We start from the raw sequence: 22,023 nt of genomic DNA, 5'->3' as shown, positions 1-22,023 counted from the left end.
GCTGAACCGCACCGGGACTTGTCGGCCGTGCTCGGCGCCGGTCATGTCCGGCGCGTGGACCCTCGGCCGTCTCGCCGTCTCGCCGTCTCACCGCTTCACGGTCGCCGGTGCCGTGCCTGGACCCTGGGCGTCTCGCCGCCGCGCCGTCTCGCCGCCTTGCGGTTGCCCGTGCCGGGACGTGCGCGGACGCCAGTGTCTCCTCGCTTCGCGGTCACAGTGCCGGGGCCGTGCCGCCGTTCTCGTCGTCGTCCTCCGGGAGTTTGCAGACGCGCTCGAGGAAGAAGGCGGCCGCTATGACGGCGATTCCGGCGAGGACCGAGAAGCCGGCGTAGATGGCCTGGTCGCGGCGGGCGGGGATGTCCAGGGATGCGAGCAGGAACACGCCCGTGCCGCCGTACATCCCGGCGACCAGCGCGGCGACGAGGGCGCTGGCCTGGCCGAAGACGACGGCGCGGGCCGCCATCAGGGGGTCGACTCCCTTGGCGCCGGGGCGGCGCTCGCGCTGGGCCTTGAGGCGGGCGCGCAGTGAGAGCGCCGTGGCCAGCAGGACGACCGCGATCAGGGCCAGGACGATGGGGGCGGCCAGCGGGACCGAGGGGAGCGTGCCCACCGAGTTCCACAGGCGGGCACCTGCCCAGGACAGCGCTCCGGCGATGACGAACACCGCGGCCAGCGTCCTGATGCGCAGCTCTTTCACTCAGTTCCCCTCGCGATTACATATCCCGGTTGCCACACGTGCCGGCCGGGCGCCCGGGGTGTCCCCCGGGAAGACGCAGCCACAATGCCCCTTCGGTCAACCGCCCAATGGTCGTCCTGACCTTAACGACTACTCGGGCAGCCGGAGTTCCAGGTCCGCGCGGGGCGCGACTCCGTCCCGGGTGACCGTCGCGAGGAGCTGGGTCACGGGGCCGTGGCCGGGGAGCTGGGCCTCGGGTTCCACGTCGTGCCAGGGAGCGAGGACGAAGGCCCGCTCGTGGGCGCGCGGGTGAGGAAGGGTCAGGACCGGGTCGTCGGAGACCAGATCGGCGTACGCCACGATGTCCACGTCGATCGTGCGCGGGGCCCAGCGGTCCGCGCGCACCCGGTCGAAGGCCTCCTCGACCGCGTGGGCCCGCTCCAGCAGGGACGACGGGGGCAAGGTCGTCCTGAGGACCACCACTGCGTTGAAGTACGTCGGCTGGCTGTCCGGGGCGACGCCCCAGGGCTCTGTCTCATAGACGGGGGAGACCGCTTTGATGCGGACGCCGGGGGTGTCCTCCAGGGCGTCGATGGCTCCCTGGAGGGTCTCCAGGCGGTTGCCCAGGTTCGAACCGAGGGAGATCACCGCTCGCCTCGGGTTCTGCAGCGTCGTGTCGGCGGCGTCCACCTGCTGCGTCACGGAGGCGGGCACCGGTTGTACGGTCGGGTCGCTCTGACCCTCGGTGAAGAAGGCGGTCATACTCGGCTCCGGATGATGGTGACGGTCACGTCGTCGAAGGGCACCGTGATGGGCGCGTCCGGTTTGTGGACGCAGACCTCGACCTCCTGGACCCCGTCGTGCTTCAGGCACGTCTGGGCGATGCGCTCGGCCAGCGTCTCGATGAGGTCGACGGGCTCGCCCGCGACGACGGCCACGACCTCCTCCGCCACGACGCCGTAGTGCACGGTCTTCGCCAGGTCGTCGTCGGCCGCGGCCGCTCGGGTGTCCAGGCCCAGCGTCAGGTCCACGATGAAGGTCTGGCCCTCTTCTCGCTCCCTGGCGAAGACGCCATGGTGCCCGCGGGCCTTGAGGCCGCGCAGCGCGACACGATCCACGCGAATCACTCCTGCAATCGTCGGTAGGGGCAGGTAGATGCCGAGTGCGGTCGGTACACCGGCCTCAAACGAATCTACCTGCGGGCACTGACAGTCCTCGTCCGTGGGGCCGCCCGGCCGGTCGGCGGTCAAAGGCTTCATCGGGTGTTTCCCTTGGGGAACACGGCGGCTCACGGGTTGGTAGCCGCCCCTACCCAGGGGTACGTGATTCCAACCACGCCTTGGTGCTCACGGACCGCCCACCCCACTCGACGGGGGTGTCGCGTCCCATCCGGGGTGTCCCGTCCCGTCCGGAGTGTCCCGTCCCGTCCGGGGGTGTCCCCGTCCCGTCCGGGCTGCCCTCGCCTCGACCGGAGTGTCCTCGTCCCGTCCGGGCTGCCCTCTGCTGTCCTCGTCTCAACCGGGGGTGTCCTCGTCCTCCTCCTCGCCCGACTCGGCGAGAACGGGGGAGGCGTGGTGCGACCAGAGCTTCCAGCCGTATGCGGTGCGGCGGAACACGTTCGTGGCGACGACGAGCTGACCGACGAGCGGGCCGAGCTCGTCGCTGTCGTCGGGGGCGGGTCCGCCGCTGAGGATGTTCTCCGTGCAGGTGACCAGCGCCGTGTCGCCGACGACGGAGACGTGCACGTCGGTGAGGAAGAACTGGATGTACTCGGTGTTCGCCATGATCAGCGCGTAGGAGCGCAGCACCTCGCCGCGGCCGTTGAGGACGGGCCAGCCGGGGTGGACGCAGGAGACCCCCGGGCCCTCGTCCTCGGGCCCGCCCTCGACCACCTCGTCGGCCGTGTCCAGCGGGGCCAGCCAGAGCGACGACAGTTCCTCGAAGTCGCCCCGCTCCAGAGCCTCGTAGAAGGCGGTGTTGGCGAGCTCGACCTGCTCGACGTCGGTACGGGGGGCGCTCACCGGGCTCCTTCTACGGCCCTCGCGACGCGTACGGCGTCGGCGGTGGCCCGGACCTCGTGGACACGGACGGCCCACGCGCCCTGGTAGGCGGCGAGGGCGGAGACGGCGGCGGTGGCGGCATCGCGTTCGCGCGCGGGCGGCGGAGAGCCTTCCGGGCCCGCCAGTACACGGCCCAGGAAACGCTTGCGGGACGCGGCGACCAGCAAGGGGTGGCCCAGTTCGCGCAGGCGGTCGAGATGGGCCAGGAGCAGCAGGTCGTGCTCGGAGTCCTTGGAGAAGCCGAGGCCCGGGTCGACGACGATCTTGTCGGGGGCGATGCCGCCGGCCAGCACGGACTCCACGCGTGCGTGCAACTCGTCGACGACCTCGGAGACGACGTCCCCGTACACCCCCTTCACGTTTCCGCCGGCCAGGAAACCGCGCCAGTGCATGACCACGAAGGGGGCGCCCGCCGCCGCGACGACCGGGATCATCGCGGGGTCGGCGAGGCCGCCGCTGACGTCGTTGACAAGGGCGGCACCCGCGGCGAGCGACTGCTCGGCGACGCTGGCGCGCATGGTGTCCACGGAGACGGTGACGCCCTCGGAGGCCAGTTCCCGGACGACCGGGATGACACGCTTGAGCTCCTCCGCCTCGTCGACCCGGCTGGCGCCGGGGCGGGTGGACTCCCCGCCGACGTCCACCAGGTCGGCGCCCTCGGTGACCAGGCCGAGGCCGTGTTTGACGGCGGCCGTGGTGTCGAACCAGCGGCCTCCGTCGGAGAAGGAATCGGGGGTCACGTTCACGACTCCCATGACCGCGCAGCGGTCCCACGTCGGCAGTCCCGCGACTTGGCCGCGCCCGCGCTCGATGCTCATACGTCCAGCCTAGGCCTCTGGCAGGGGGCGGCTTCATCCTCTGTGGACAAGGTGCGGACAAGGTGTCGACAAGGTGTCGACAAGGGCTCCTTCCGGTCGGCGGGTGCGGGCCGCCGAGGGCAGGGGCCTTTTGGCCGCTCCGCAGCCTGTCTCTCCTCTGCCCGAGCCTGTCCCTCCCCCCGCCCGCCCAGGTCATAGGGCCCGTCCTAGGCCGCCCGGACCCCGCGCTCCGCCACCGCGTGCGCGCAGGGACGCGGAGCCGCCCTCCGGCGGCGCAGCAGGCGTGGCAGGGCGAGGCTGACGAAGCCCTCCGCCTGCATGGCGGCGAGGCCGATGCGGGGGAGGTCGCGGGAGGAGCCGTACACGACGAAGCGGGGCTCCCAGCACGGGTGGAACTTGGCGTTGAACTTGTACAGGGACTCGATCTGGAACCAACGGGAGAGGAAGACCAACAGGCTTCGCCAGACGCGCAGCACGGGGCCCGCGCCGATCTTCTCGCCCCGCGCGAGCGCCGCGCGGAACATCGCGAAGTTCAGCGAGACACGCTTGATTCCGAGGCCGGGGGCCGCCTGGAGCGCGGCCACGATGAGGAGTTCGTTCATGCCGGGGTCGGCGGAGCGGTCGCGGCGCATGAGGTCCAGTGACACGCCGTCGGTGCCCCACGGGACGAAGTGCAGAACGGCTTTCAGATCACCGTACGGGCCGGATGCGCCGCCGTACGGGCCTGGTTCGCCGTACGGGCCGGATGTGCCGTAGGCACCGGGATCGCCGTACGGGCCGGGATCGCCGTACGGGCCGGATGTGCCACACGGGCGGGGGTCGCCGTACCGGCCCGATGTGTCGTACGGGCCCGGTTCGCCGTACGGGCCGGGCGCCGCGCCGGTGTCCGGCCCGTCGGCCTTGTGGGCGGTGGCGATCAGGCAGTCCCCGTCGGCCGGGTCGCCGACGCGGCCCAGTGCCATGGAGAAGCCGCGTTCGGTGTCCGTGCCGCGCCAGTCCTCCGTGGCGCGCCGGATCCGCTCCAGCTCACCCTCGCTCAGGTCGCGAACGCGCCGTACCCGGGTCTCGTAGCCGGCCCTTTCGATGCGTTTCACCATCTGGCGCACGTTCCGCATCGCGCGCCCGGCCAGGGAGAAATCCGCGACGTCCACCACCGCCTCGTCACCCAGTTCCAGGGCGTCGAGACCGGTCTCGCGGGTCCACACCTCGCCGCCGGTCTCGGAGCAGCCCATGACGGCGGGTGTCCAGGAGTGCGCCTTGGCCTCGTCCATGAACCGCTCGATGGCGCCCGGCCAGGCCTCCACGTCGCCGACGGGGTCGCCGCTCGCCAGCATCACTCCCGACACGACGCGATACGTCACCGCTGCCTTGCCGCTCGGCGAGAAGACGACCGCCTTGTCACGGCGGAGCGCGAAGTGGCCGAGCGAGTCACGGCCGCCGTGCTTCTCCAAGAGGGCACGCAGCCGTGTCTCGTCGTCCTCGGTGAGCCGGGCGGCCGGGTGTTCGGGGCGGAGGGCGAGGTAGATCGTGGTGATGGCCGTCAGCAGACCGAGGGTGCCGAGCGAGACGGCGACCGTCCAGGAGGTGGGGCCCGTGTAGGTGAGGGGCCCTTCGACGCCGAACAGGCCGTACAGGACGTGGGCGATACGGTCGGCCAGGCTCGGGTCGCCGATCATCCGGCTCGCGTGGACACTGACGATGACCAGTCCGAGGATGAGCGAACCGGCGCCCATGAGAACGAAGTTGGCGAGCGCGCGCCAGCGGCTGCGCGGATCCGGCAGGGCGGCGAACTCGGCACGGTGGCGCAGCAGCGGCGCGAGCAGCGCCAGCGAGATGGCGACGCCGATGAGCGAGTGCCGGTACGCGAACTGCGCGACCGCGCCCGCCGGGAGCAGGATGACGGCAGCCCGCCACGCCCGGCGCTTGCGGCGGCGCAGCCCGTGGGCGAGCAGCAGCAGGAGTACGCCGGCGCTGAGTGACAGCGCGGCGGCGAACGGGCCGAGCGCGCCCGGCAGTACCTCGGCGACGGTGTGCATACGGCTGTGCCTGAAGCGCGGGAAGACTCCGGCGGCGATGTCCAGGAGCCCCACGAGCGTGCAGGCCGTTGCGATCAGGGAGGGCACGGCGTCGGGACGCGGACCACGGACCAGCGAGCCATGGATCATGCGCCGCGCGTGCTCCATTCGGCCTGGAACCCCGCCCGGCATTTCACTCTCTACCCTGACAGACATCGCACCCTGTGGTTCTGCGAGAGACCTTGGTTTCCGGGGCCATTCCGGCATCCGGCGACATTGCGCCCTCTAGGACGGTGTCTTGGGGAAGCAGGTTCACTCATTGCGGGAAAGGCGGTCCAAAGGTCTGGGAAAGCGCCGGGTAAGCGCTCGCGAAGGTGGTGGTCTTTTCCTCGGTCAGTCTCTGCGCCGACCAGGAGTTCGGCTGCTACGCCGGCTGGGCCGGCCTCTTCGGCAAGGAGAACGGCACGGGCCTGGTCGTCGACCGCGACGGCGCGGGCGGCTGATCCTTTCCAGGGGCTGAGGAGTCCTGTGAAGGCTGCGAGCTGGTTGTGTTTTTACCGGGCGGGGCACCAGGATTCGCCTACGCGCGGTAAGTTTCTGGCCATGCCACGTGGACGTCACCGTCATTCCCCGCCTCTGCACAGGCTGCTGCCTCCGTCGGCGATCGCGGCCGTCTCGCTCGTCTGCGCCGTGGGGCCCTGGCTGTTCACGGAGCCGATGGTGCTCCGCGGGCTGGCCGGGGGTGCCGCGCTGACGGCGGTCCTCGGTGCGGTCGTCATGCGCCGTTGGGACTGGTCCGCGGGCAAACAGGTAGCTGACCTCGAGCGCGCGCGAGTGAGCGACGAGTGGCGTTTCGAGGAGCGCGTCGCCGAACTGGAGACGGACCTCGACGAGTCGCGCGAGCTGCGGGTCAAGCTGGAGCACAAGCTGCGTGCCAAGCGGACCGAGTTGGCGGGCCTGCGTAACGAACACGCGGCGCTGCTCAGGCGGTACGCCACGGCGGAGTCGGAGCGGGCCACCGCCCTGGAGGGGCGCCGGCTGCTCGAGATAGAGACGGCCGAGTCGACTCCCCAGCCGACGGCTTCGGGGGAGCTGGGGGTTTCGGGGGAGCCGGGGGTTCCCGAGGTGGTCGATTCACCCGAGGTGATCGAGGGTCCCGAGGCGGCTGAGGGTTCCGAGGCGGTCACCGCCGTACCGGACGCCGACGGGACCGTCGAGGCGGCTGACGCCGACGACACGACAGCCGAGGACCTTGGCGCCGGGCCTCAGGACGAGGCCGGTGCGCCGGAGCTCCCCGAGGTCTTCTCACCGACCGGCTCGTCGCTCTTCCTGCGGGCCAACGCGGCGCTGAACCGGATCGCGAACGGCGGCCCCGAGACGGAACCCGAGATGGACCTGGGGACGGACCCGGAGATGGACCTGGGGACGGACCCCGGGACGGACCCGGAGAACACACCGCACCCGACCGAGCCGGTGCACGACGGTTCCACTGAGGCGAAGACCGAGGCCAAGACCGACACGAAGACCGAGGCCAAGACCGACACGAAGGCCGAAACGAGGACCGGCGGTGCCGGGACCCGTGCCGGGACGACCGGGGCGAGTGCGTCCGACGACACCGCCGCGGCGGAGGAGGGTGAGGCAGCGGGGAAGCCCGAGGCGGCCGCCGGACATGTCGACGGGCATGTCGACGGGCATGTCGACGGGCATGAGGACCCGGCCGCCGAGGCAAAACCCTCCCCGACGTCGCCCGTGCAGGAAGCCCCTTCCTCGGCGTCGCCCCAGAGCGCCGATCCCGTCGGTCCGGCGGGCCACGCGCATCCGTCGAGTCCCCTAGACCTCCCGGCCCCGCCGAAGCCGTTCAAGCCGGTCAGGCCCGTGAGGCCCGCCCCGTCCGCCGGGCACTTCACCGTGCCGACCGCGGTGGCCGTCGTACCGGCCGCGCCCGTGAGGCGTCCGTCGGTCGAGGGCGGCTTCGACTTCTTCGGTACGCAGAAGGAGTCCCAGGACACGCTGGAGACCGTGCAGAACGAGGACCTCGCGGACGTGGTCGGCGAGGAGGCGCTCGCCCTGCACAAGGCCGAGGCCGAGGCCGGCTTCAAGCCCGCGGACGAGGAGTCCCGCGGCGTCGGCCAGGTGATCGACCTGACCGTCCATGACGAGACCGAGCGGATCGACATGGGAGAGCTGCGGAGCGCGGTTTCCTGACGTCCCGACGAAGGTTGTCCTACGACGTGGGGGGGGGGGGGGGGGGGGCCCCCCCCCCCCCCCCCCCCCCCCCACGTCGTAGGACAACCGTTCAAACCGTTCAAACCGTTCAAACCGTTCAAACCGATCACGCCATCCACCGGTCCGGCCGGGCCTCCCGCCGCCCCGTGCGTGACCGGTCGGCCTGCGACTGAAGCAGTTCCGCCGCCTCGGAGGCGTCCCGCAGCCGCGCCGTCACCGTCTTGTTGGCCCCGGTGTCCACATGGACGTCGGCGAGCCCTTTGAGGCGCGCCCAGGGCCCCTGCTCCAGACGTACGCTCTGGACCTTCGCGTGCGGCACGAGCGCGAGGCTGCGGCGCAGCAGCCCGTGACGGGCCACGAAGACCGTGTCGGTGACCGCGAGTCCGTACCCCCGCCACCAGAACGGCACGCACCATCCGGCCCGGCGCGGCGGCCGTACCAGGGCCGGCACCGTCACCCCCGGCAGCACCCGCGCGATCATCGCCTCGGCGACCTCGCGCGGGGCGACCGGCACCAGCACGGAGTTCGAGGACCCGGCCACGTCCAGTTCCACCCGCACCCAGTCGCGCCGCCGCCACAGCAGGGGTTCGACGATCCGTACGGTCTGCACGCGCCCCGGCGGCACCGTCTCGTGCGTACGGTCCAGGAGCCCGTGGTCGATCCGGAGCCCGTCCGGCGACTCGCCCACCGTCCAGTCGTACTCGCTGACGAACCGCCCCAGGCTGCTCGCACCCGCCGCGCCGAGCAGTGGCACCGCGGTCGCGAGGACCGTCCACAGGCTGTGGGTGGCCAGCCACAGCAGCGACGGTACGAGGAGCGCGGCGGCCAGCGTCCCCCAGGTGGCGCCGGTGAGCAGCAGGGAGACGGCGAGTTTGCCCGCCGGTACGTGCAGCAGTTGCCGTACGGGCGCCTCGCCGACCTCGTGCGCGGTCTCCGGGGCGAAACCGGCCGCGCGGGCGAGCAGTTCGGCGCGCAGGGCACGGGCGTCCCCCTCGCCCAGATAGGCCAGTTCGTCCTTCTTGTCCGTCCCGATGACGTCGAGTTTGAGCTTGGTGACGCCCGCGACGCGCGCGAGCAGCGGCTGGGTGACGTCGACGGCCTGGAGCCGGTCGAGCCGGATGTGCGCGGTGCGCCGGAACAACAGGCCGGTTCGGATGCGCAGTTCGGTGTCGGTCACCGCGAAGTGGGTGAACCACCAGGTCAGGAAGCCGTAGAGGGTGCCGCCCAGGATGGCCGCGGCGAACCCGAGGAGGAGTGTGGTGGTGGCGAGTTTGGTGAGCTGTTCCTGTGCCTGGTTGGGGTCGTGCACGGCCCATCCGGCGACCAGCGCGATCGGCGCCCACGCGCGTCGCAGGGGCGTCACAGGGTGCAGGCGCCGCTCGATGAGCGGTTTCCCGTCCCCCATCTCCTCGCCGGCGTCCAGAGGCGCCGCGGGCGGCGTCGTCACAGCCCTGCCGATCGGGCCTCGCCCAGCTCGGTGAGCCGGTCGCGCAGCCGCTCGGCCTCGGCCGGATCGAGACCGGGAATGCGCGCGTCGGTCGCCGCGGCGGCCGTGTGCAGTTGCACGCTCGCGAGCCCGAAGTGTCGCTCGACCGGCCCGGAGGTCACCTCGACCAACTGCATCCGCCCGTACGGCACCACGGTCTCCTCGCGCCACAGCACGCCCTTGCTGATCAGCAGGTCGTCCACGCGCTCGGCGTACCGCCAGGACTGCCAGTTGCGCCCCAGCATCCGCCAGCCCCACGCGAGCAGGGTCAGCGGCAGCAGGGCGAAGGCGGCCCAGAGGGGCCCGGCGATCGTCCAGAGCAGCAGCCCGACCGCGATGGTCAGCAGCCCCAGCCACACCACCAGCAGCAGGCGCCGCATCCGCAGCAGCCCGCGGGGCAGCCCGTTCCAGACCGGCTCGGTCGCCGTGTTCCCGGTGGTCTCCATGCTCCCCGTCTCCATGTGGCAAGCGTACGTACGAGACACTGTGCCCATGACTCCCACGACGGAGACCATGGTCGGCATCGGCGGCGCCGCGGAGAGCACGGACATGGTGCTCAACATCGGGCCCCAGCACCCGTCCACGCACGGCGTGCTGCGGTTGAAGCTCGTCCTGGACGGCGAGCGGATCCAGCACGCGGAACCGGTCATCGGCTATATGCACCGCGGCGCCGAGAAGCTCTTCGAGGCGCGCGACTACCGCCAGATCATCATGCTCGCCAACCGCCACGACTGGCTGTCCGCCTTCGCGAACGAACTGGGCGTCGTCCTCGCCGTCGAGCGGATGCTCGGCATGGAGGTCCCCCAGCGCGCGGTGTGGACCCGCACCCTGCTCGCCGAGCTGAACCGCGTCCTGAACCACCTGATGTTCCTGGGCTCGTACCCCCTGGAGCTGGGCGGAATCACGCCGATCTTCTACGCCTTCACGGAGCGCGAGGAACTCCAGCACGTCATGGAGGAGGTCTCCGGGGGGCGCATGCACTACATGTTCAACCGGGTCGGCGGCCTCAAGGAGGACCTGCCTGCCGGATGGACCACGCGCGCGCGTGCCTCCGTCGCCTCCCTGCGCTCCCGTATGGACCGGTTCGACGACCTGGTGCTCGGCAACGAGATCTTCAGGGGGCGTACGCGGGGCGTGGGGGCGCTGACGCCGGCGGCCGTGCATGCGTACGGCGTGAGCGGGCCGATCGCGCGCGCCTCCGGGGTCGACTTCGACCTCCGCCGGGACGAGCCGTACCTCGCGTACGGGGAACTCCAGGACACCCTGAAGGTGGTCACGCGCCAGGAGGGCGACTGCCTGGCCCGCTTCGAGTGCCTCCTGGACCAGACCCACAACGCGCTCGACCTCGCGGACGCCTGTCTCGACCGGCTCGCGGACCTTCCGCCGGGCCCGATCAACCAGCGGCTGCCCAAGGTCCTGAAGGCGCCCGAGGGCCACACCTACGCCTGGACCGAGAACCCCCTCGGCATCAACGGCTACTACCTGGTGAGCAAGGGCGAGAAGACCCCGTACCGGCTGAAGCTGCGCTCGGCCTCGTTCAACAACATCCAGGCGCTCACCGAACTGCTGCCGGGCACGCTGGTCGCGGACATGGTGGCGATCCTGGGGTCACTGTTCTTCGTGGTCGGGGACATCGACAAGTAGGTCGCCGAGAGGCGGGTCCCCGACATGGCCACTGTCGGGTGGGTCACCGGTAAGGAGTCAGTTGTCGGGTGGGTCACCGGTAAGGAGGCCACCGTCGGGTGGGTCACCGACAAGTAGGTCGCTGCCTGGCAAGTCCCGAATTCCAACCGGCTGAAGCAGCCAGCCGAAGTCGCCCAGGCCGCCGGGCGCGGTCAGTTCGGCCGCCGCGCCCGCGCTCGCGAGGGCGCGTACGTACGCGGCGGGGTCCGTGGACGCGAGAGCGAGCGCCGGGCGTGCGCCGCTCACGCCCAGCGCACGCAGCGCATCCCGCTGGGTCATCACGCGCCCCCCGGGCAGCGCGCACGCGTCGAGCGCCACGTGCGCGGTGATGTCGCACGAGCCGTCCGGGACGGGCACCGTCTCCCGCCCCTCCCGGAAGCCGGTGAGGGTCCCGAACGGCGGCCGCGCGCCGAGCGTGTGGGCGTAGTCGACGGCCACGGCGAGACCGCGTCCCAGGGAAGCGACGGCGGAGGCCCAGGCGACATCCCTGGGGAGCCCGATTTCGGCGCGGGCTCCTTCGGAGGACAGCGGCCACCACTTCCGCAGCCATTCCGCTGCCGTGCCCGTGCCCGTGCCTGCGCGCGTGCCCGCGTCTGTGTCTGTGCCTGTACCCGTGCCTGTGCGTGTGCCTGTTTTCGGTCCCCCCACCGGCACCCCGAGGCGTTCGGTCCCGTCGCGGCGTACGAGAACCACGCGCGCCACGCCCTCCGAGTCCACTTCGGCGACCTCGACCGGCACGTTGTCCAGCCACTCGTTGGCGAACAGCAGGCCGCAGACGCCCTTCGGGGGCTCCGCGAGCCACTCGATCCGGTGATCAAGACCGGCGGGGCGGTCTGCGCGTTCGACGGCGTACCCGCGCGCGCGGGAGGCCACCTCGGCGGGGAGTGCGGCGAGGACGGCGGTCACGAGCTCGCCGCGGCCCGCCGCCATGTCGACGAAGGCGAGCGGGGAGGGGCGGTCCAGCGCTTCGTCGACGTGGCACAGCAGCCGGGCCACGGCGCGCGCGAAGAGGGGCGAGGCGTGCACCGAGGTGCGGAAGTGGGCGGCCGGTCCCTCGGCCCTGCGGTAGAAGCCGCAGGGCCCGTACAGCGCCTCCTCCGTCGCCTCGCGCCAGCCCCGGAAGTCGTCCGTTTCCTCACGTCTCACTGGGTCAGGTTCCTCACGTCTCACTGGGTCAGGCTAAGCGGAGGGGACCCCCGTGCCTCCACCTTGGGGAGTACACCCGGCGGTTGCGGATCGATCCTCCGGTTGACCCCTGCACACTGCACGCTTCCCTACTCTGGGTTACGTGCAGCGCCTCTATGATTTTCTCCGCAGGCACCCGACGTGGGTCGACAGCTTCTGGGCTGTCGTCCTGCTCGGGATCACCGGCGTGAATCTCAGCAGTATCGAGTGGGCCCGGGAGAACCACCACGGGTCGCCCGAGGCAGCCCTCCCGATCGCCGTCGTCCTGTGCCTGACCGTCGCGCTGCGCCGCCGGATGCCCGAGAAGATGCTGCTCCTGGTCGCCGCGACGGGCGTCGTGCAGCTCGCGGTCGACGTAGAGGTGATGGCGGCCGACTTCGCGATACTGGTGATCATCTACACGGTCGCCGCGGACGGCGCCCGCTGGGCCTCCCGCTTCGCGCTGAGCGGCGGTCTGGCCGCGGGAACCATCTCGCAGATCCGCTGGCCCCAGCCGGACACGAGCGCACTGGGCGTCGTCCTGATAGCCGTCTTCCAGACGGTGCCCTTCGCGCTCGCCTGGGTGCTCGGCGACTCCATCCGCACCCGCCGCGCCTACCTCGCCCAGCTCGAGGAGCGCGCAGCCCGCCTGGAGAAGGAGCGCGAGGCGCAGTCCAAGGTCGCGGTCGCCGCCGAGCGGGCCCGGATCGCCCGCGAACTGCACGACGTCGTCGCGCACAACGTCTCGGTGATGGTGGTCCAGGCCGACGGCGCCGCGTACGTCATGGACACCGCCCCGGACCAGGCCAGGAAGGCCCTGGAGACCATTTCCGGAACCGGCCGTCAGGCCCTCGCCGAGATGCGCCGCCTGCTGGGCGTGCTGCGCACCGGAGAGCACCAGGAAAGCGGCGAGTACGTGCCGCAGCCCGACGTCGAGCAGCTCGACGACCTCATCGCGCAGTGCCGTACCTCGGGCCTTCCCGTCGACTTCAAGGTGGAGGGCACCCCGCGCCCCCTCCCCAGCGGCGTGGAACTCACGGCGTACCGCATCGTCCAGGAGGCGCTCACCAACACGCGCAAGCACGGCGGCCCGAACACGGGCGCGAGCGTGCGCCTGGTCTACTTCGACGACGGCCTCGGCCTGCTTGTCGAGGACGACGGCAAAGGCGCACCCCACGAGCTGTACGAGGAGGGTGGCGCCGACGGCCAGGGGCACGGCCTGATCGGTATGCGGGAGCGCGTCGGTATGGTCGGCGGCACCCTGGACGCGGGGCCGCGTCCCGGCGGCGGCTTCCGCATCAGTGCCCTGCTCCCGCTCAAGCCCGCGAACTGACACCTGTAGCCGCCCGCCCCCTCAGCGGCCCACCACTTCTGACCTCGACCTCGACCTCGACCTCGATGTCGATCTCGATGTCGGCTTTGATTTTGTCCTCGGCTTTGATTTTGACTTTTTGACCGAAACGGAAGAGGCCCCCGATGGCGATCCGCGTGATGCTCGTCGATGACCAGGTGTTGCTGCGCACCGGGTTCCGGATGGTGCTTGACGCTCAGCCGGACATGGAGGTCGTGGCCGAGGCGGGCGACGGCGTCGAGGCCCTCCAGGTGCTGCGCGCGACCGAGGTCGACGTGGTGCTGATGGACGTACGCATGCCGAAGCTGGACGGCGTCGAGGCGACCCGCCGCATCTGCTCCGATCCCAACCCGCCCAAGGTGCTGATCCTCACCACCTTCGACCTGGACGAGTACGCCTTCTCCGGGCTGAAGGCCGGCGCCTCCGGCTTCATGCTCAAGGACGTGCCGCCCGGCGAACTCCTCACCGCCATCCGCTCTGTGCACAGCGGCGACGCCGTGGTCGCGCCCTCCACCACCCGGCGTCTGCTCGACCGGTTCGCGCCACTGCTGCCGCACGCAGGCAAGGAGCCCCAGCACAAGGAGCTGGAGCGGCTCACCGGCCGCGAGCGCGAGGTCATGATCCTGGTCGCGCAGGGCCTCTCGAACGGGGAGATCGCGGCCCGCCTCGTGCTCTCCGAGGCGACCGTGAAGACGCACGTGGGGCGCATCCTGACGAAGCTGGGGTTGCGCGACAGGGTGCAGGTGGTCGTCCTCGCGTACGAGACGGGGCTGGTACGGGCGGGTGGGCAGGGCTGACAGGGCTGACAGGTCTGACAAGGCTGACACGACTGACTGGCTGACGGCGTGGACGACGGGGGGCGTGACCAGGGCGTGACCGGAGCCGACTAGGGTCTGCGCATGCTCCTGTGGATCAACGGCCCCTTCGGGGGCGGCAAGACACAGACCGCACACGAGATCCGGCGGCGGCTGCCGGACAGCGTCGTCTGCGATCCGGAACACGCCGGGTTCGGTCTGCGCCGCATGCTGCCGCCGGAACTGCGGGAAGACTTCCAGGACTTGGCGTCCTGGCGGCAGGGCGTGGTCGAGGTGCTCGACCTCGCCCTCGGCAAGCACGACGGCGTGGTCATCGCCCCCATGACGGTCACGGATCCCCGCTACTTCGGGGAGACGGTCGGGCGGCTGCGTGAACTGGGCCACGACGTACGTCACTTCACGCTCCTCGCCGAGCGCGAGACCGTGCTGAAGCGGCTCCACGAACGCGGCCTCGGTCACCTCCTGCAGTACGTCGCCGGCAAGGACGCCCCGCCGCGCCGCGAGAGTTGGGCCGTGCGAGAGCTCGACCACTGCCTGGAGCGGCTGCGCGAGCCGGAGTTCGCCGAGCACCTGTGGACCGACCACACGTCGGTCGCCAAGACGGCGGACCGGATCGCGGTGCTGGCCGGCCTCACCCTCACACCGAACCGGGACGGGCTCGTGCGGGGGCGGCTGCGGCGGGCTTGGACGGGCGCGCGGCACATCCGGCTCGACTGAGCCGGAGCGGCGGCGCTCCACAGGGCGCGAGGAACTGCGCGACCAACCACGACGAACCGGCAGACGCCGCCCCTCCGGCTCCAGCGGAAGCTCTCAGCGCAGGATCCCCTCCACCTCCAGGAAGTCGCTCCCCAGCCGGGCCACGACAGTGACGTCCAGCTGGTGCAGCACATACCGGCCCCGGCGCCGTGTGGTGATCAGGCCCGCCTTCTTGAGCACGCTCAGGTGCCGGGACGCGGTGACGGCACGACGGCGATGTCCTCCCCCCACAGCCCGGTGATGCCGATGTGCACGCTCATGACCTCATGGTGCACCCCGCCACTGACAACGCCGCTGCCGATTGACCGCGGTCGTCAATCGAGGCGACGTACGGCCTGAGCAGGCGCAGGCTGGGAGTACCGGGGCACACCGCGCGGGGCCCACGGATCCCCTTCCCCGTCCGGAGAGGCGACCTCCGCCATGAGCATCACCCAGCAGTACCTCCTCGACACCTACCGGGCCCGGCAGCACGGCGAGCCCGCCCCTCCGGCACCCGGCAGGCACGACTGGGAGGCCGTGCGCGAGCTGCGCGACCACCGGCGGTTCCGCGCGGTGCTGGCCGGCCGCCCCGCCCATGGGCGGATACGGGAAGCTCTGCGCCGGTGGCTGCGCGCCGGCCCGTGAGCCGGTGGTCAGCGGGGCAGCCGCTCCACGAAGTCGCGTACGGCCGCCTTGACGTCCTGCGCCGTCCACTCCAGGCCGGGCGCCGCCACCGTGACCTCGGTGTACGCGAGTCCCGGGCCGCCCCGCACCCAGCCCTGCGCGAAGAGGCCGGTCTTCGTCTCCTCCGTCTGCCGCAGCCCCGCGTCCCCGAGGACATCGGATTCGTACGGCAGCCAGATCTGGAACTGGTGGGTGTGCGGTTCCTCGGGGTGCACGCGTACCCAGGGGACCCCGGCCTCCATGAATCCCTCGCGCAGGGCGGCGGCGACCACGCGCGCGTGGGCCACGTATTCCGGCAGCCGGGGCAGTTCACGCTCCAGACCGATGAGCGCGGCCAGGGCGGTCGGGAACTGCTGGAGCACCATGCCGCCGTACCGGTGCCGCCAGGTCTTCGCCTCGTCGATCAGCGTCTGCGGGCCCGCGATCGCCGCCCCGCCGAGTCCGTCGAGAGACTTGTAGAAGGACACGTAGACGCTGTCCGCGAGGCCCGCGATCTCCTCCAGAGGGCGACCGAAGTGCGCGGTGCACTCCCACAGGCGGGCCCCGTCGAAGTGCACCACCGCGTCACGTTCCCGTGCGGCCTCGACGACCGCGGAAAGCTCCTCCCAGGACGGCAGCACGAAACCGGCCTCCCTGAGCGGCAGTTCGAGCATCAAGGTGCCGAAGGGCTCCGCGACCTCCTGTATCTCCTCGGCGGTCGACAGCCGGGGCGCGTACGTCACATGCACCGGGCGCAGGCCGCTGACCTGGCTGAACGCATGCCGCTCATGCACCTCCGGGTGGCTCAGCTCATGCAGCGCGACGGCCGGGTTCCCGGTGCGGCCCGCCCAGCAGCGCAGGGCGATCTGCTGGGCCATGGTGCCGGTGGGGAAGAAGGCGGCGGCCTCCTTGCCGAGCAGGCCCGCGACCCGCTCCTCCAGGGTCTCGACGAGCCGGTCGCCGTACATGTCGACCGGCTGGTCGAGGTCGTACACGCCCTCGGCCCCGTCGTTCAGCCACGCCAGCCGGTCCCGGACCGTGCTCTGGTAGCTGGGGTGCCACAGCACCCGCCGAGCGGCCCGCCAGGCGGCGACACGGCGCTCCCGCTTCCGCTCGGCCGCCTCCTCGGCCGTCTCGTCGGCCGTCTCGTCGGCCGTCTCCTCGGCCGTTTCGTCCACCGTCTCGTCCGCGGCCTGTTCCACCGCTTCTGCCGCCGTATCGCGCGCCGTATCGCCCGCCGTATCGCTCATCCCCGGATGATGCCGCGTGCGAGGCCGCTGCGGCACCCCGATTTCCGCACCCCCGCGACCTGCGGAAACCCACAGCCTGTGGACAACGAAAACGACCCTCGAAGCAATCGCGTTAACATGACGAGAAATCGTCCGGTACATCGTCCGGTACCCCGAGCGGACTGGAACGGGAAGGCCGTCGTCGAGTGAGCACATTCCAACAGCCAGACCCCAGGGACCGCCCCGCGCGGCTCACCGTCGGCGTCGTCGGCGCCGGACGGGTGGGCCCCACCCTGGCGGCCGCCCTCCAGCTCGCCGGGCACCGCCCGGTGGCCGTCTCCGGAGTCTCCGACGCCTCCGTACGGCGGGCCGCGCAACTACTGCCCGACGTGCCGCTGGTGACCCCGGCGCAGGTCATGGCGCGGGCGGATCTGGTGCTGCTGACCGTCCCCGACGACGCCCTGCCGGGGCTCGTGGAGGGACTCGCGGAGACCGGCGCCGTGCGGCCCGGCCAGCTGCTCGTACACACCTCGGGGCGGTACGGCGCGCACGTGCTCGACCCGGCGCTCAGGGCGGGCGCGCTGCCACTCGCCCTGCACCCCGCGATGACGTTCACGGGCACCGCGGTGGACGTACAGCGGCTCGTCGGATGTTCCTTCGGGGTCACCGCGCCCCAGGAGCTGCGACTGGCCGCCGAGGCCCTGGTGATCGAGATGGGCGGCGAGCCGGAGTGGATCGCCGAGGAGAACCGGCCGCTCTACCACGCGGCTCTCGCGCTCGGCGCCAACCATCTGGTGACCCTGGTCGCCGAGTCCATGGAGCTGTTGCGCGCCGCGGGCGTGGAAGCCCCCGACCGGATGCTGGGCCCGCTCCTCGGCGCCGCCCTGGACAACGCACTGCGGTCGGGCGACGCGGCCCTCACCGGGCCCGTAGCACGCGGCGACGCGGGCACGGTCGCCGCGCACGTCGCGGAGCTGCGCAAACACGCCCCGGGGACGGTCCCCGGCTATCTGGCGATGGCCCGCGCGACCGCCGACCGTGCGCTCGCCCACGGGCTGCTCAAACCGGAACTCGCCGAGGACCTCCTGGGCGTACTCGCCAACGGCGCGTCCCTGCCCGACGACGGGAGCGACCGATGACCGGTGCGTCCCTGTCCGGCGACGGGGCGTTCGATGACCGGCGTTCTGCTGCCCGACGGCGGGGATTTTCGGTGATGGCCGCTCTTCGGCGCAACGAGGGGAGTCCCCTTGCCCGACCGCGGGGGCTTTCGATGACGGCCGCTCTTCTGCGCAACGACGGGAGTTCCCGATGACCACCGCCCTCCTGCGCACCGCCGGCGAGCTGCACGCGCGCGTGCGCGGCGGCCGTCGAGCCGTCGTCATGACCATGGGCGCCCTGCACGAGGGCCACGCCACACTGATCCGCAGCGCTCGTGAGATCGCCGGCGAGGAGGGCGAAGTGGTCGTCACGGTCTTCGTGAACCCCCTCCAGTTCGGCAAGGGCGAGGACCTCGACCGCTACCCGCGCACCCTCGACGCCGACCTCAAGGTCGCCGAAGAGGCGGGCGCGGACGCCGTGTTCGCCCCTTCCGTGGACGAGGTCTATCCGGGCGGCGAACCCCAGGTACGCGTCAGCGCGGGCCCCATGGGTGAGCTCCTCGAAGGAGCCACCCGCCCGGGGCACTTCGACGGGGTGCTCACCGTCGTCGCCAAGCTGCTGCACCTCACCCGGCCCGACGTCGCCCTCTTCGGGCAGAAGGACGCCCAGCAGCTGGCCCTGATCCGGCGTATGGCGCGCGACCTGAACTTCGGCGTGGAGATCGTCGGCGTACCCACCGTGAGGGAGGAGGACGGCCTCGCCCTCTCCAGCCGCAACCGTTACCTCTCGCCCCAGGAGCGGCGTACCGCGCTCGCCCTCTCGGGGGCCCTGTTCGCGGGCCGTGACCGGCACGCCGCCCAGGAGGCCCTGCGCGCGCGTGCCCGTGAAGTGCCCGCCACGCGCGCGCGTGCCGAGGCTCTCAGCGCGATCGGCGAGTCCCGCGCGGCGGCCGACGCGCACGCCGTCGCCAAGGCCGCCCCCGGCGTTCCCTCCGGTGTCCGCGGGGCTGCCCGCCTGGTCCTCGACGACGCGGCCCGTCTGCAGCCGCCACTGGTCCTGGACTACCTGGCGCTGGTCGATCCGGCCGACTTCACCGAGATCGGCGAGGACTTCACCGGCGAGGCGGTCCTCGCCGTCGCCGCCCGGGTCGGTACGACCCGCCTGATCGACAACATCCCCCTCACCTTCGGAGCGGCCTCGTGACCGGCCAAGGCACAGGTACGGGTACCGGTAAGAGCACTGGTACCGGCATACGACTGCACGCGCCCGCCCCCGGCTGGGCTCTCACCGCCGACGTCGTGGTCGTCGGCTCCGGCGTCGCGGGCCTCACCGCGGCCCTCCGCTGCGAGGCCGCGGGCCTGCGAACCGTCGTCGTCACCAAGGCCCGTCTGGACGACGGCTCCACGCGCTGGGCACAGGGCGGCATCGCCGCGGCCCTCGGCGAGGGCGACACCCCCGAGCAGCACCTCGACGACACCCTGGTGGCGGGCGCGGGTCTGTGCGACGAGGAGGCCGTACGCATCCTTGTCACCGAGGGCCCCGACGCCGTACACCGCCTCATCGAGACCGGTGCTCATTTCGACGAGTCCGCCGAGGGCGCCCTGGAGCTGACCCGCGAGGGCGGCCACCACCGCCGCCGCATCGCACACGCGGGCGGCGACGCGACCGGCGCCGAGATCTCCCGGGCGCTCGTCGAGGCGGTACGCGCGCGTGGACTGCGTACGGTCGAGAACGCGCTCGTCCTGGACCTCCTCACGGACGCCGACGGCCGCACCGCGGGCGTGACCCTGCATGTCATGGGCGAGGGCCAGCACGACGGCGTGGGAGCCGTGCACGCCCCCGCCGTGGTCCTCGCCACCGGCGGCATGGGCCAGGTCTTCTCCGCCACGACCAACCCCTCGGTGTCGACGGGCGACGGCGTGGCGCTCGCCCTGCGCGCGGGCGCCGAGGTCTCCGACCTCGAATTCGTGCAGTTCCATCCGACCGTGCTCTTCCTCGGAGCGGACGCCGAGGGGCAGCAGCCGCTCGTCTCCGAGGCGGTACGCGGCGAGGGCGCCCACCTGGTCGACGCGGACGGCGTGCGCTTCATGGTGGGCCAACACGAGCTGGCGGAACTGGCGCCCCGGGACATCGTCGCCAAGGGGATCATGCGCCGGATGCAGGAGCAGGGCGCCGAGCACATGTTCCTCGACGCCCGGCACTTCGGCGCCGACATGTGGGAGCACCGCTTCCCGACGATCCTGGCCGCCTGCCGCGCCCACGGCATCGACCCGGTGACCGAGCCCGTCCCGGTCGCCCCGGCCGCCCACTACGCCTCCGGAGGCGTCCGCACGGACGCCCTGGGCCGCACCACGGTGCCGGGCCTGTACGCGTGCGGCGAGGTCGCCTGCACCGGCGTGCACGGCGCCAACCGGCTCGCCTCCAACTCGCTCCTGGAGGGCCTGGTCTACGCCGAGCGCATCGCCGCGGACATCGCGACCCGGCACGAGGAGAACCGCCTCCACGCGCGCGTGCCCGAGCCGGTCCCGCACCCCGACAGGCCCGCGCACCCGCTGCTCGCCCCGGAGGCCCGGTTCGCGATCCAGCGGATCATGACGGACGGCGCCGGCGTGCTGCGCTCGGCCGCCTCACTCGCCGCCGCGGCCGACCGCCTCCAGCGGCTGCACGCCGACGCCCGAGACGCTCTCGACGAGAACGGCAAGACCGCCGAACCCGGCGTCGACACCTGGGAGGCCACCAACCTCCTGTGTGTGGCCCGGGTCCTGGTCGCCGCCGCCCGCCTCCGCGCGGAGACCCGCGGCTGCCACTGGCGCGAGGACCACGGGGACCGGGACGACACGGACTGGCGCCGCCACATCGTCGTACGGCTGAATCCCGACCGGACGCTCGCGGTACACACCACCGACACAGCAGACTTCCCCCCGACCCGGCAGCCTCAGCCGGTACCCGGCTCCCAGCCGGTAACCCAGCCCCAGCCGACGCCCCGCCCTCAGGAGCAGTGACCGAAGTGAGCACCCCCGACCTTCCCCTCGTCCAGAGCGGCGGCTGCGGCGACGGCTGCGGCTGTGGCGCCGAAGCGGACGAGACGTACCTGGAGTGTGGCCTCGACCCCGCGCTCGCGCAGCTCCTCGCCGATGCGGGACTCGACCCGCTGGAGGTCGAGGACATCGCGAACGTGGCCATCCAGGAGGACCTCGGCCACGGCGTGGACGTGACGACCGTCGCGACCATCCCCGAGGACGCCGTCTCCACCGCCGACTTCGTCGCCCGTGACGCCGGTGTTGTCGCGGGGCTGCGGGTGGCCGAGGCGGTCATCTCCGTGGTCTGCACGGACGAGTTCGCGGTCGAGCGGCACGTCGAGGACGGTGACCGGGTGGAGGCCGGCCAGAAGCTCCTGTCCGTCACCACGCTCACCCGTGACCTCCTGACGGCCGAGCGCAGCGCGCTGAACCTGCTGTGCCGCCTCTCCGGCATCGCGACCGCCACGCGCGCGTGGGCGGACGCCCTGGAGGGCACCACGACCCGCGTACGTGACACCCGCAAGACGACGCCGGGCCTGCGCTCCCTGGAGAAGTTCGCGGTGCGCTGCGGCGGGGGCGTCAACCACCGCATGTCCCTCTCGGACGCGGCGCTGGTCAAGGACAACCACGTGGTCTCCGCGGGCGGCGTGGCCCAGGCATTCAAGGCCGTACGCGAGGCCTTCCCGGACGTGCCGATCGAGGTCGAGGTCGACACCCTGCACCAGCTGCGGGAGGTCCTCGACGAGGGCGCCGACCTGATCCTTCTGGACAACTTCACGCCCGGCCAGTGCCAGGAGGCCGTCGCCCTCGTCGACGGCCGCGCGCTCCTGGAGGCTTCGGGCCGCCTCACCCTCGACAACGCCGAGGCGTACGCGAGGACGGGCGTCGATTTCCTGGCGGTGGGCGCGCTCACGCACTCCTCGCCGATCCTGGACATCGGCCTCGACCTGCGCGAGGCGTCGACGGACGAGGCGGCGTAGGACC

At 71.9% G+C, this 22,023-nt stretch carries 21 protein-coding genes and 1 pseudogene; 11 read left to right on the top strand and 11 right to left on the bottom strand.

What is annotated here, in order from left to right:
• Window positions 1–211: 211 nt before the first annotated feature.
• The 6 genes from ACFYPC_RS10600 to ACFYPC_RS10575 all read right to left on the bottom strand — a co-directional run bounded on the left by ACFYPC_RS10600 (window position 212) and on the right by ACFYPC_RS10575 (window position 5,761).
• Window positions 212–697, bottom strand: a complete 486-nt coding sequence (locus ACFYPC_RS10600) for a DUF3180 domain-containing protein (protein ID WP_388673515.1) — start codon at window positions 695–697, stop codon at window positions 212–214.
• A gap of 129 nt (window positions 698–826) precedes the next feature.
• Window positions 827–1,438 carry a 2-amino-4-hydroxy-6-hydroxymethyldihydropteridine diphosphokinase gene (gene folK, locus ACFYPC_RS10595; RefSeq protein WP_388673513.1) on the bottom strand — a complete coding sequence of 204 codons (612 nt, stop codon included), beginning with the start codon at window positions 1,436–1,438 and terminating at the stop codon, window positions 827–829.
• Entirely contained in the window at window positions 1,435–1,794 is a 360-nt protein-coding gene (gene folB / locus ACFYPC_RS10590; protein WP_385738188.1) for a dihydroneopterin aldolase, read from the bottom strand. The genes folK and folB overlap by 4 nt, the downstream gene beginning before the upstream one ends.
• A 396-nt stretch (window positions 1,795–2,190) precedes the next feature.
• Window positions 2,191–2,697, bottom strand: coding sequence for a nuclear transport factor 2 family protein (locus tag ACFYPC_RS10585; protein ID WP_388673511.1), 507 nt, complete (start codon window positions 2,695–2,697; stop codon window positions 2,191–2,193).
• The gene (folP, locus tag ACFYPC_RS10580) at window positions 2,694–3,554 is read right to left on the bottom strand and encodes a dihydropteroate synthase (protein WP_388673509.1); all 861 of its coding nucleotides are present in this window, start codon (window positions 3,552–3,554) and stop codon (window positions 2,694–2,696) included. The genes ACFYPC_RS10585 and folP overlap by 4 nt, the downstream gene beginning before the upstream one ends.
• 206 nt (window positions 3,555–3,760) lie before the next feature.
• Entirely contained in the window at window positions 3,761–5,761 is a 2,001-nt protein-coding gene (locus ACFYPC_RS10575) for a phosphatidylglycerol lysyltransferase domain-containing protein (protein WP_388674305.1), read from the bottom strand.
• A 182-nt stretch (window positions 5,762–5,943) separates the two neighbouring features.
• Here ACFYPC_RS10575 and ACFYPC_RS10570 point away from each other — a divergent pair, with 182 nt between their 5' ends.
• Both ACFYPC_RS10570 and ACFYPC_RS10565 read left to right on the top strand, forming a co-directional pair.
• Complete coding sequence (locus ACFYPC_RS10570; protein ID WP_388673507.1) at window positions 5,944–6,072, top strand: hypothetical protein; 129 nt, start codon at window positions 5,944–5,946, stop codon at window positions 6,070–6,072.
• A gap of 100 nt (window positions 6,073–6,172) precedes the next feature.
• Complete coding sequence (locus ACFYPC_RS10565) at window positions 6,173–7,774, top strand: hypothetical protein (RefSeq protein WP_388673505.1); 1,602 nt, start codon at window positions 6,173–6,175, stop codon at window positions 7,772–7,774.
• Between the two features lie 127 nt (window positions 7,775–7,901).
• On the opposite strand, the gene ACFYPC_RS10560 is transcribed toward ACFYPC_RS10565, so the two are convergent.
• Both ACFYPC_RS10560 and ACFYPC_RS10555 read right to left on the bottom strand, forming a co-directional pair.
• A complete protein-coding gene (locus ACFYPC_RS10560; RefSeq protein ID WP_388674303.1) occupies window positions 7,902–9,200 on the bottom strand; it encodes a PH domain-containing protein in 1,299 nt (432 codons plus the stop codon).
• Window positions 9,201–9,238: 38 nt separating this feature from the next.
• The gene (locus ACFYPC_RS10555) at window positions 9,239–9,742 is read right to left on the bottom strand and encodes a PH domain-containing protein (RefSeq protein ID WP_388673503.1); all 504 of its coding nucleotides are present in this window, start codon (window positions 9,740–9,742) and stop codon (window positions 9,239–9,241) included.
• 31 nt (window positions 9,743–9,773) lie between these two features.
• Between ACFYPC_RS10555 and ACFYPC_RS10550 the strand changes: the two genes are divergently transcribed.
• Window positions 9,774–10,925 carry an NADH-quinone oxidoreductase subunit D gene (locus ACFYPC_RS10550; protein WP_388673501.1) on the top strand — a complete coding sequence of 384 codons (1,152 nt, stop codon included), beginning with the start codon at window positions 9,774–9,776 and terminating at the stop codon, window positions 10,923–10,925.
• A gap of 57 nt (window positions 10,926–10,982) precedes the next feature.
• Here the strand turns inward: ACFYPC_RS10550 and ACFYPC_RS10545 are convergent, their stop codons facing one another.
• Window positions 10,983–12,110, bottom strand: a complete 1,128-nt coding sequence (locus tag ACFYPC_RS10545) for an SAM-dependent methyltransferase (RefSeq protein ID WP_388673499.1) — start codon at window positions 12,108–12,110, stop codon at window positions 10,983–10,985.
• A 142-nt stretch (window positions 12,111–12,252) separates the two neighbouring features.
• Between ACFYPC_RS10545 and ACFYPC_RS10540 the strand changes: the two genes are divergently transcribed.
• The 3 genes from ACFYPC_RS10540 (at window position 12,253) to ACFYPC_RS10530 (ending at window position 15,011) form a co-directional block, all read left to right on the top strand.
• On the top strand, window positions 12,253–13,461 hold the full coding sequence (locus ACFYPC_RS10540; protein WP_388673497.1) for a sensor histidine kinase: 1,209 nt from the start codon (window positions 12,253–12,255) through the stop codon (window positions 13,459–13,461).
• Between the two features lie 143 nt (window positions 13,462–13,604).
• A complete protein-coding gene (locus tag ACFYPC_RS10535; RefSeq protein WP_365429598.1) occupies window positions 13,605–14,276 on the top strand; it encodes a response regulator transcription factor in 672 nt (223 codons plus the stop codon).
• A 102-nt stretch (window positions 14,277–14,378) separates the two neighbouring features.
• Complete coding sequence (locus ACFYPC_RS10530; protein ID WP_388673495.1) at window positions 14,379–15,011, top strand: AAA family ATPase; 633 nt, start codon at window positions 14,379–14,381, stop codon at window positions 15,009–15,011.
• Between the two features lie 93 nt (window positions 15,012–15,104).
• On the opposite strand, the pseudogene ACFYPC_RS10525 reads toward ACFYPC_RS10530, so the two are convergent.
• Window positions 15,105–15,251 (bottom strand): annotated as a pseudogene (locus tag ACFYPC_RS10525) (ArsR/SmtB family transcription factor); the annotation flags it as partial.
• 219 nt (window positions 15,252–15,470) lie between these two features.
• Between ACFYPC_RS10525 and ACFYPC_RS10520 the strand changes: the two are divergent.
• On the top strand, window positions 15,471–15,674 hold the full coding sequence (locus tag ACFYPC_RS10520; RefSeq protein ID WP_388673493.1) for a hypothetical protein: 204 nt from the start codon (window positions 15,471–15,473) through the stop codon (window positions 15,672–15,674).
• Between the two features lie 8 nt (window positions 15,675–15,682).
• Here ACFYPC_RS10520 and ACFYPC_RS10515 read toward each other — a convergent pair whose 3' ends face one another.
• On the bottom strand, window positions 15,683–16,942 hold the full coding sequence (locus ACFYPC_RS10515) for a threonine aldolase family protein (RefSeq protein ID WP_388673491.1): 1,260 nt from the start codon (window positions 16,940–16,942) through the stop codon (window positions 15,683–15,685).
• A 185-nt stretch (window positions 16,943–17,127) separates the two neighbouring features.
• On the opposite strand from ACFYPC_RS10515, the gene ACFYPC_RS10510 reads away from it, so the two are divergent.
• The 4 genes from ACFYPC_RS10510 (at window position 17,128) to nadC (ending at window position 22,019) form a co-directional block, all read left to right on the top strand.
• The gene (locus ACFYPC_RS10510) at window positions 17,128–18,060 is read left to right on the top strand and encodes a Rossmann-like and DUF2520 domain-containing protein (RefSeq protein WP_388673489.1); all 933 of its coding nucleotides are present in this window, start codon (window positions 17,128–17,130) and stop codon (window positions 18,058–18,060) included.
• Window positions 18,061–18,229: 169 nt separating this feature from the next.
• Entirely contained in the window at window positions 18,230–19,222 is a 993-nt protein-coding gene (panC, locus tag ACFYPC_RS10505) for a pantoate--beta-alanine ligase (RefSeq protein ID WP_388673487.1), read from the top strand.
• Window positions 19,219–21,021 (top strand): L-aspartate oxidase, encoded by a 1,803-nt coding sequence (locus ACFYPC_RS10500; protein WP_388673485.1) that lies wholly within the window; start codon window positions 19,219–19,221, stop codon window positions 21,019–21,021. Before panC ends, ACFYPC_RS10500 begins: the two co-directional genes overlap by 4 nt.
• Before the next feature lie 5 nt (window positions 21,022–21,026).
• Window positions 21,027–22,019, top strand: coding sequence for a carboxylating nicotinate-nucleotide diphosphorylase (gene nadC, locus ACFYPC_RS10495; protein WP_388674301.1), 993 nt, complete (start codon window positions 21,027–21,029; stop codon window positions 22,017–22,019).
• The last annotated feature ends 4 nt before the right edge of the window (window positions 22,020–22,023 follow it).

Origin of the sequence: Streptomyces sp. NPDC005808 (assembly GCF_042871385.1) — a bacterium.
Taxonomy (GTDB): Bacteria; Actinomycetota; Actinomycetes; order Streptomycetales; family Streptomycetaceae; genus Streptomyces.
Note: the sequence above shows the minus strand (reverse complement) of the source record. Positions and strands in the feature narration are given on the sequence as shown.